Annotated in this window: 8 protein-coding genes and 1 pseudogene; 5 read left to right on the plus strand and 4 right to left on the minus strand. The window is 69.3% G+C overall.

Annotated elements, in window-relative coordinates:
- Window positions 1–6 precede the first annotated feature (6 nt).
- From AB0877_RS06760 to AB0877_RS06775, 4 genes and pseudogenes are all read left to right on the plus strand, one after another.
- Window positions 7–1497 (plus strand): phosphatase PAP2 family protein, encoded by a 1491-nt coding sequence (locus AB0877_RS06760; protein ID WP_366607333.1) that lies wholly within the window; start codon window positions 7–9, stop codon window positions 1495–1497.
- An 11-nt stretch (window positions 1498–1508) separates the two neighbouring features.
- Window positions 1509–2318, plus strand: coding sequence for an endonuclease/exonuclease/phosphatase family protein (locus AB0877_RS06765; protein ID WP_366607335.1), 810 nt, complete (start codon window positions 1509–1511; stop codon window positions 2316–2318).
- 546 nt (window positions 2319–2864) lie between these two features.
- Window positions 2865–3536, plus strand: a pseudogene (locus tag AB0877_RS06770) (hypothetical protein); the annotation flags it as partial.
- Between the two features lie 51 nt (window positions 3537–3587).
- A complete protein-coding gene (locus AB0877_RS06775) occupies window positions 3588–4652 on the plus strand; it encodes a VCBS repeat-containing protein (protein ID WP_366607682.1) in 1065 nt (354 codons plus the stop codon).
- 72 nt (window positions 4653–4724) lie between these two features.
- On the opposite strand, the gene AB0877_RS06780 is transcribed toward AB0877_RS06775, so the two are convergent.
- Genes AB0877_RS06780 through AB0877_RS06790 form a run of 3 tightly spaced genes read right to left on the minus strand, consistent with a single transcriptional unit; the run spans window position 4725 to window position 6675 of the window.
- A complete protein-coding gene (locus tag AB0877_RS06780; RefSeq protein ID WP_256443305.1) occupies window positions 4725–4853 on the minus strand; it encodes a hypothetical protein in 129 nt (42 codons plus the stop codon).
- Window positions 4850–5716, minus strand: a complete 867-nt coding sequence (locus AB0877_RS06785; RefSeq protein ID WP_366607337.1) for an alpha/beta hydrolase — start codon at window positions 5714–5716, stop codon at window positions 4850–4852. Before AB0877_RS06785 ends, AB0877_RS06780 begins: the two co-directional genes overlap by 4 nt.
- A complete protein-coding gene (locus AB0877_RS06790; protein WP_366607339.1) occupies window positions 5713–6675 on the minus strand; it encodes a TIGR03557 family F420-dependent LLM class oxidoreductase in 963 nt (320 codons plus the stop codon). Before AB0877_RS06790 ends, AB0877_RS06785 begins: the two co-directional genes overlap by 4 nt.
- Window positions 6676–7050: 375 nt before the next feature.
- On the opposite strand from AB0877_RS06790, the gene AB0877_RS06795 reads away from it, so the two are divergent.
- Window positions 7051–8412: a cellulase family glycosylhydrolase gene (locus AB0877_RS06795; protein ID WP_366607341.1), complete on the plus strand. Its 1362-nt coding sequence runs from the start codon at window positions 7051–7053 to the stop codon at window positions 8410–8412.
- Between the two features lie 55 nt (window positions 8413–8467).
- Here the strand turns inward: AB0877_RS06795 and AB0877_RS06800 are convergent, their stop codons facing one another.
- A complete protein-coding gene (locus AB0877_RS06800) occupies window positions 8468–8788 on the minus strand; it encodes a multidrug efflux SMR transporter (RefSeq protein WP_366607343.1) in 321 nt (106 codons plus the stop codon).
- Window positions 8789–8988: the final 200 nt, after the last annotated feature.

The following is an 8988-nucleotide window of genomic DNA, read 5'->3' on the forward strand; positions in this document are numbered from 1 at the left end:
TGCGGGGTGGCCGCGGTCAAAGAGGTGGCGCACCGTCCGGTCGGTCATTTCGCCGAACGGAGCATTGCCGGTCTGGTGGCCGTCACCGGCGCCGGGGTGGCCTTCGGGCTGCTGTTGTTGCTTGTCCGGGTGCAGTGGAGCCCGTTGCAGGACGCCGACCACGGGCTCGCCGAGTGGTTCAACGGGCTCGTCGCCCCGCACCACGCGCTGGTCACCGTGCTCCAGGCGGTGACGGACCTGGGTGGTCGGCCGATCCTGATCTGGCTGGTCACCATCGCCGTGGTCGGACTTCTGATCCGGCGGCAGCCCCGCCTCGCCCTCTACCTGATCATCACGGGGGTCGGTGGCCTGATCCTCGACCCGTCACTGAAGACGCTTGTCGGCCGGCTCCGCCCGGTGGTAGACGTGCCGATCGCCAGCGCGCCCGGCAACAGCTTCCCGAGCGGGCACGCGCTCGGCTCGTTCGTCGCGTACGGAGCGCTGCTGCTGGTGTTCCTGCCGGCGATGGCACCCCGCTGGCGCAAGCCCGCCATCGTCGGCGTGGGTGTGCTGGTGGCACTGGTCGGACTGACCCGCATCGCGCTGGGAGTGCACTTCGTCTCCGACGTGATCGCCGCCTGGCTGCTCGGGGCCGCCTGGCTGGGCGTCACCGCGTACGCCTTCCGACTGTGGCGGCGGGAGCGGGGCAAGCCGGTGCCGCCGCTGACCGAGGGCCTGGAGCCGGAGGCGGGGCACGACATCGCCCCCGCCCCGGCCGAGGAACACGTGCTGGCCCATCCCCGCTCGGCGGTGGCCGAGCTGCTGGTCGGCTGGGTGATCGTGTTCGGCGCGCTGTACGGCTTCGGCACGTACGTCAGCTACCACGCCAAGGGCACCTTCTTCGACACCCTCGACACGGAGGTGCCGCGGTGGTTCGCCGAACGGCACACCGACGTGTTCACCGACGTCAGCTGGTGGTGGAGCAAGTTCGGTGACACCCATGCAATCCTGCTGATCGCCCTGGTGTTCTGCCCGCTGGTGCTGGCGGTGTGGCGGCGCTGGCGCCCGGTGCTCTTCGTGGCGCTGGCGATGGTGGGGGAGTTGACCCTCTTCCTCGCGTCGGCTCGCGCGGTGGACCGGCCGCGTCCGCCGGTGGAGAACCTGGACGGGCCCATGCCCACCTCGTCGTTCCCGTCCGGGCACATCGCGGCCACGATCTGCATCTGGCTGGCGATCACCCTCATCGTGTTCCCGCGTACCGACCGGTGGTGGCGCTGGATCTTCGTGGGGCTGGCCGTGCTCATGCCGGTGGGGGTGGCCACGTCCCGGATGTACCGGGGGATGCACCACCCGACCGACTTCATGGGCGCGATCGTGCTCTCCGCGCTCTGGGTCGGCCTGCTCTACCTGGTGATCCGCCCCAACGAGGATCTGAAGGAAGGTAACCAGCCGGCCATCGAGTCGGAGGACGTGGACACCCTCGACGACGAGCTGGCGCGGGCCGGCCGGGCCGACTAGGCGTCGCCGTCGTGCTGCGGGTGATGACCTGGAACATCCGCACCGGTGGCCGGGATCGCGGCGGCCTCGACCGGCTGGATCAGGTGGTCCAGGTCGTCGACGAGCAGGCACCGGACGTCCTGGCCCTGCAGGAGCTGCGCGGCTTCGACCGGGACGGGTTGATGGCCGGTGTGGCGGGCCGGGTGGGAATGGTTCCCCACCTGGCCCGGTCCTGCTTCGGGCAGCCGGTGGCGGTGCTGGTCCGGCCGCCGTACCGGGTCGTCGACGCGAGGCCGGTGCGTCGGCCGTTCCACCATGCCGCCGCCCGCGTGGTGGTGGCCACGTCCGCCGGCCCGTTCACGGTGCTGGGCACCCACCTCTACCCGTACTCCGGGGGTCGGCGGCGGATGGAGGTGGACTGGTTGATCGCCGCGATGCGCCGCAACCAGGGGCCGTTGACGCTGATCACCGGTGACCTCAACTCGCTCGATCCGACCGTCGACCACACCGACCGGCTGGCCGGTATGCCCACCCTCTACCGGCGGCGGCATCTGCGTCGCTCCGGCGACACGGTGGACACCCGGGCGGTCGCCCGGTTGCTGGCCGCCGGACTCGTCGACCTGTGGCCGTCGGGCAACGCCGACGCGCCCGAGGCCGACGGCTACACGGTGCCCACCGGGCTGGGTGGAACCGAGTTCGCCGGGATGCGGTTGGACTACCTGCTCGGCAGCACCGCTGTGGCGCAGCGGGTGCGCGACTGCCGGGTGATCCGCGACGGCGTGGCGGCCACCGCCTCCGACCACTACCCGCTGCTCGCCGAGTTGGACCTCGCCGACGGCTGAGCGCTGGGGGTGGCTGCGGACCCCGTCGCGGCGCTTCTACCCGCCATGTCAAGCTGACGTCGAATCCTCAATTTTTGGGTGGCCCGGCAAATGATTGACATGGGTAAATCATCTGGATAGAGTCGGTGATCATTGACCCGTGTTCGACCCGAATACGGCGCGAACTCATCGTGGCGCGGGCCTGCTCACAGGTCGTCCAGATTCGAAAGAGGAGAGTTGCATTGAGTACGGGGGCCCTCTTGCGTGTGCACGAACACCGAGAACCGATCAACGGTTGGTGCGATGCCCGCCGCGACAGTTGCCTGTCTGTGGCGACTGCCAGCGACGGATGAGCGAATAGTTTCGTCCGCCACACCGCACTGGCGTTACAGCCGACCCATCCTCTAGCGCTTCCGCGCGCTCGGAGGATGGGCTGCCCGGCTTGTCGGTGACCGGTTCAATCGGTCCAGGCTTCGTCAACACGCGTCCCTCGCTGGGATTCCTGAATCTGTCGTTCCTCAAAGGAGCACGATGTACCCCTCCATGCCCAAAATCTCTATCCGCGAAATGCCTAAACCGCGCGCTCTCCGCATTCTTGCTGTTGCCACCTCGGCGCTGATTCTGGCGAGCGGCGTCGTGGCGCCGAGCCCGGCGAGCGCGGACGAGAACCCGAATCCTTCCAGGAACACCGCGGCCGCCTGGTGGTTGATGGAGGAGCTCCGAAGCCTTGAGCCCGGCACCGAGAACGGCGGCCTCTGGGTCGACAAACCCGGGTACCACAACACCCGGGCGGGCAACGACCCTGACAACTACTCCGTCCAGGACGCCGAGGACCAGGGCGGTCCGTCCGACAAGGGAGCCGCCTACGACTGGACCTTCCCAGAGGCGCAGGGTTTCTCGCTGATGGCTGGCCAGGCAGCCAACCCGGATCTGGTCCTTCCGTCCACGGTGCGGGCCGCGGCGGGCGACTACAGCAACATCGCCCGCTACTCCAGCCGCCTGTTGGCCTCAGGTCGGGACGCCAGCGACCCGCGCCTGGACGGGTGGCGGGAATTCTTCGGTCAGGCCGACAGCGACAGTGAGGTGGAGGGATGGGACTTCCGGCGGGACGAGCCGGCGTCGTCTGACAACTCACACCTGTGGCACATCCACCTGAGCGAGGACCGCGACAAGGTCGAAAGTTACGACAACAAGGCCGCCCTGCTCAGTGTTCTGCGCGGAGAGACCGTCGAGCAGTGGCTGAGTCAGCCCGGCGCACCGGGGGTCACGCCCGTCGAGGACCCTGCTGTCGTGCAGAAGTCGGGAGACTTCAACGGCGATGGCCGTGACGACGCCGTGATGCTCTATCGCTACCGCGACAACTCCATTGAGTTGTTCACCTCGTTGGGCGACAGCAACGGTGGGTTCGGCGCCTTCGCCGGCAGTTACAAGATCCCCGCGAATGCCTGGAAATGGAACTCCTTCCGTACCATCGTCGGGGATTACAACGGTGATGGCCGCGACGACCTGGCCGCGATGTACTACCAGTTCGACGGCTCCATCACCATGAACACCGCGTTGGCCAACGAGGCGGGTGGGTTCGGCGCATTCACCGGCAGCCTGACCGTTCCGGCCAGCGCCAAGTGGCAGTGGGATGCCATTCGCCTGACCACCGGTGACTTCAACGGTGACGGCCGGGACGACGCTGGCATGTTGTACGGCTACAAGGACAGCTCGATCGAGTTGTTCACCTCGCTGAGCAACGCCAACGGTGGGTTCGGCACCTTCACCGGCAGCTACAAGATTCCCGCCAACTCCTGGTGGTGGAACTCTTTCCGGACGATCGTCGGGGATTACAACGGCGACGGCCGCGACGACCTGGCTGCGATGTACGCGCGGTCCGACGGGTCGATCACCATGAACACCGCGTTGGCCAACGAGGCGGGCGGGTTCGGCGCATTTACCGGCAGCCTGACCGTTCCGGCCAGCGCCAAGTGGCAGTGGGATGCCATTCGCCTGACCACCGGTGACTTCAACGGTGACGGGCGCGACGACGCTGGCATGTTGTACGGCTACAAGGACAGCTCGATCGAGTTGTTCACCTCGCTGAGCGACACCAACGGTGGGTTCGGCACCTTCACCGGCAGCTACAAGCTCCCCGTCAACTCTTGGAGGTGGAACTCGTTCCGCAGCATCACCGGCGACTTCAACGGTGACGGTCGCGACGACCTGGGCGCGATGTACGCGCAGTCGAACGCGTCGATCACCATGCACACCGCGCTGGCGAACACCTCGGGCGGGTTTGGTGCCTACACCAACAGCCTGATCATCCCGGCCAGCGCCGCCTGGCAGTGGGACGCGATCCGACTCCTCTGACGTCGGGGACGGTGTGGGAGGGCTCATCCGAGCCCTCCCACACCCGCAGCTCGGGGCGAGATTCGGCAGGCGTCAGAGCACCAGGTTGAGCAGGACGGTCAGCACCACCGACGCCACGATCGAGAAGAGGATCATCAGGAGGCAGCCGAGGCCACCGCCGAGCGGGCGGATCTCCGTGTTGCCGAAGCGCATGATGGTCACCTGTCCGTGAGTGCGGAATGAGCGGCGAGCAACTGCCGGATCGCGTCCGCGACCGCCAGCGGGTCGGTCGTCGCCACGTTGTGCGGGGCGCCGGGAACGACCACCACGTCGGCGTCCGGCACCAGCCGGGTCACCTGGTCGCGCCAGCGTGGCGGCGCGAGCGGGTCCCGCTCGCCGGTGAGCACCACTGTCGGTGCGGTGATCTGGACCAGGTCCGCCTCGATGGCGTTGTGCACCGAGTGCGACAGCGTGGCGAGGACCCGCCAGGGTCGGGCGTTCCAGACGTCCCGCACCAGGATCGGGGCCTGGAGTGGCGCCTCGCGCAGGCTGTCCACCAGCCACCGACCGAACTGACCCCGTCGGGTTCGGGCGGCCGGGTCGCTCGTCGGTCCCGCCAACGCCAGCGCGCGTACCGCGTCGGGGTGGCGGGCGGCGACCGCGGCGACCACCTCCGCGCCGAACGAGTGCCCCAGCAGACAGGCCGGAGGCAGTTGGTACGCGGCCAGCCAGGCCGCCAGGTGCTCGGCGTGCCGGCGAACGTCGTACGCGCCCCGGGGGTGTTCGGTCAGCCCGAAGCCGGGCAGGTCCGGCACGTACACCTGATGGGTGGTGGAGAGTGCGACGGCCAGCGGGGTGAGATACCGGTGCGAGACGGCCAGGCCGTGCACCAGCACCACGGGTGGCGCGCCGGTCCCCGGGTCGACGCCGCGGCGGGTGTGGGTGCGCAGTCCGTCGACGAGCCGCCACTCGCTGGTGAGCCCTGCGGCCGGCCGGGGCGCGGCCATGGCGAGCCGCAGTTCGGCGAGCCCGAACCGGCTGGCCCGGGCCGACCCGACCGGCGGACGAGTCGCGATCCGGTTCACAGTTGGCGCAGTCGGGGCAGCAGTTGCTCCTGGGCCCAGTCCAGGAACATCGGCTGGGTCTCCCCACCCACCTGGATGATCGCCACGTGCGTGAAGCCGGCGTCGACGAACTTGCGGAACGCCTCGACGTGCGCGTCCACATCCGGGCCGCAGGAGATGCCCTCGGCGACGTCCTCCTCGCGGACGAACTGGGTGGCGGCGGCGAAGGACTCCGGGCCGGGCAGGTCGGCGTTGACCTTCCACCCCAGGCCGAACCAGCGGAACTGGTCGTGCACGATCTTGCGACACTCCGCCTCGTCGGGGCCGTAGCAGATGGCCACCTGACCGTAGCGGGGCTGCCCGGCGCCCCCGGCGTCGTCGTACATCTCGATGATGTGCCGGTCGGGTTCGGTGGAGATGAGGCCGTTGCCGTACTCGGCGGCCAACGTCGCGGACTGTCGACCGGACGCGGCGATGGCCATCGGCACCGGCCGTTCCGGGCGGTCCCAGACGTAGGCGTCGGGCACGTCGAAGTGGTTGCCGGAGAAGGTCAGCGTCTCGCCGTTGAGCAACGGCCGGATGATCTGCAACGCCTCCTCGAACATCTCGTGCCGCTGCTGCACGTGCGGCCAGCCGCCGACCACGTGCTCGTTCAGGTTCTCCCCGGCACCCAGGCCGAGGGTGAACCGGCCGTCGGAGAGCGCGCCGACGGTGCTGGCCTTCTGCGCCACCACGGCCGGGTGGTAGCGGCGGATCGGGCAGGTCACAAACGACATCAGCTCCGCGCGGGAGGTGGCGTGGGCGACAGCGCCGAGCACCGACCAGGCGTACGGGGAGTGGCCCTGGGAGTCCAGCCAGGGGTAGTAGTGGTCGGACACCACCAGTTGGTCGAAGCCAGCCGCCTCGGCCCGTACCGCATGGTCCACCAGCTGCTTGGGCCCGGCCTGCTCGCTCATCAGGGTGTAGCCGACGCTGACCATCCTGGTATCCCCTCTCACTGACGGATCGTTCCCGGGATACCCCGGTGCACGCCGGTCAACCCTCCCGTCCGGTTCGGCTGCCGGGATGCTTGACGGAAGCCGGCCGCCTGCCTACCGTCGCTCTTAACCGGTTAAGACCCGGGTGTGGCGCACATCCTGTGGTGGGGATGACCGCCCCGTGACGGCCCGCGTCCGCGTGGGCCGTTGCGGCTGTCCGGGCTGCGGGCCCGTCAACTGAACCGGTTGCGAGGACCCAATCCATCGTCCTACGCTGATGCCTGCGCCGGGAGCCGGGCGCGGCTGCCGGGCTGCAGCCGCCTTCCCCTGCCACGTCCCACCCCTGTCGGGCACCGGGGGTCCTCCCTGAGGAAGGCCATGAAGACTCGACTCTCCGTCGCCGGCGCGACAGTGCTCGCGTTGCTCGTCAGCGTGCTGGCGTTCGGCCAGCCGGCGCACGCCGCGGCCGGGTTCTCCGTCGCTGGCGGCAAGTTGTACGACGCCAACGGCGCCGAATTCGTCATGCGCGGCGTCAACCACGCGCACACCTGGTACCCGCAGCAGACCAGTTCGTTCGCCGACGTCAAGGCGCTCGGCGCGAACACCGTGCGGGTGGTGCTCTCCAGCGGCGACCGGTGGACCCGCAACACCAACGCCGACGTCGCCAACGTCATCTCACTCTGCAAGGCCAACCGGCTGATCTGCGTGCTGGAGGTGCACGACACCACCGGGTACGGCGAGCAGAGCGGCGCGATCACCCTCGACCGCGCCGTCGACTACTGGCTCAGCCTGGCCGACGTCCTCGCCGGCCAGGAGCGCTACGTCATCGTCAACATCGGCAACGAGCCGTACGGCAACTACAACTACGGCTCGTGGGCCACCGACAGCGCCAACGCGATCAAGCGCCTGCGGGCCGGCGGGTTGACCCACACCATCATGGTGGACGCGCCGAACTGGGGGCAGGACTGGGGGTTCCTGATGCGCGACAACGCCGCGTCGGTCTTCGCCGCCGACCCGGCCCGCAACACCGTGTTCTCCATCCACATGTACGGGGTGTTCGACACCGCCGCGGAGATCAGCGACTACCTGGGCCGGTTCCGCGCCGCGGGGCTGCCCATCGTGGTCGGTGAGTTCGGCTTCAACCACTCCGACGGCAACCCGGACGAGGACGCCATCCTCGCGTACGGCCAGGCCAACGGGATCGGCTGGCTGGGCTGGTCGTGGAGCGGCAATGGCGGCGGCGTCGAGTATCTCGACCTGGCCACCAACTTCAACCCGGCGAACCTGACCGACTGGGGTCAGCGCCTCTTCAACGGGGCCAACGGCATCCGGCAGACCGCCCGTGAGGCCACCGTCTTCGGCGGCACCCCACCGCCGACGACGCCCCCGCCGACCACGCCTCCGCCGACGACGCCCCCGCCGACCACGCCGCCCCCGAGCGGTGGCTGCACGGCGACGTACACGGTGACCAACCAGTGGCAGGGCGGCTTCCAGGGTGAGGTACGGGTGACCGCCGGCGCGAGGGCGATCACCGGCTGGACCGCCGGGTGGACCTTCGCCAACGGCCAGCGCGTCACCCAGTCCTGGAATGTGGCCATCACCAGCAGCGGAACCACGGTGACCGCCCGCAACACGGACTACAACGGGCGACTGGCCGCCGGCGCCAGCGCCAGCTTCGGCTTCCTCGGCAGTTGGACCGGTGCCAACGGCCTGCCGGCGGTGAGCTGCACGGCGAGCTGACCGTCGGACCGGTGGCCGGGTCCGCACCGGGCCCGGCCACCGGAAACCGTCCCGGTCAGTGCTCCCCGGCGAGGTTGACGATGACCACCCCGGCGATGATCAGTGCGATGCCGGTGAGCTTGGCGAACCCCACCGACTCCCCCAGGAACACCGCCCCGATCGCCACGATGGCCGCGGTGCCCAGACCCGACCAGAGGGCGTACGCCACCCCGACGGAGATCTCCTTTACGGCCTGGGCCAGCAGGAGGAACGCCAGCGCGTAGCCACCGAGGCACGCCACCGTCGGCCAGAGCCGGCTGAACCCGGCGGTGCTCTTGATCAGGCTGGTCGCCACCACCTCGGCGAGAATGGCGATCCCCAGCAGCACGTACGCCATGCGTCCCCTCGGTCCTTCGTGGTCGATGAGCCCGTTGCCCCCAGGCTAGTGCCGGCAAGGTTCCCGCCCGGTGGGTCCGAGCACGTGATGTCCGCACACCCGGCACCTGCCACCGAACGCCTTTGGAGCTGATGTCACAAACGAATCGGCCACACAGCGCCCCGCCACCTTCGCCTCCCCGGTCCCCGCCGTCCCGGCCT

It is taken from the genome of Micromonospora sp. NPDC047644 (assembly GCF_040704315.1).
Classification (GTDB): Bacteria; Actinomycetota; Actinomycetes; order Mycobacteriales; family Micromonosporaceae; genus Micromonospora.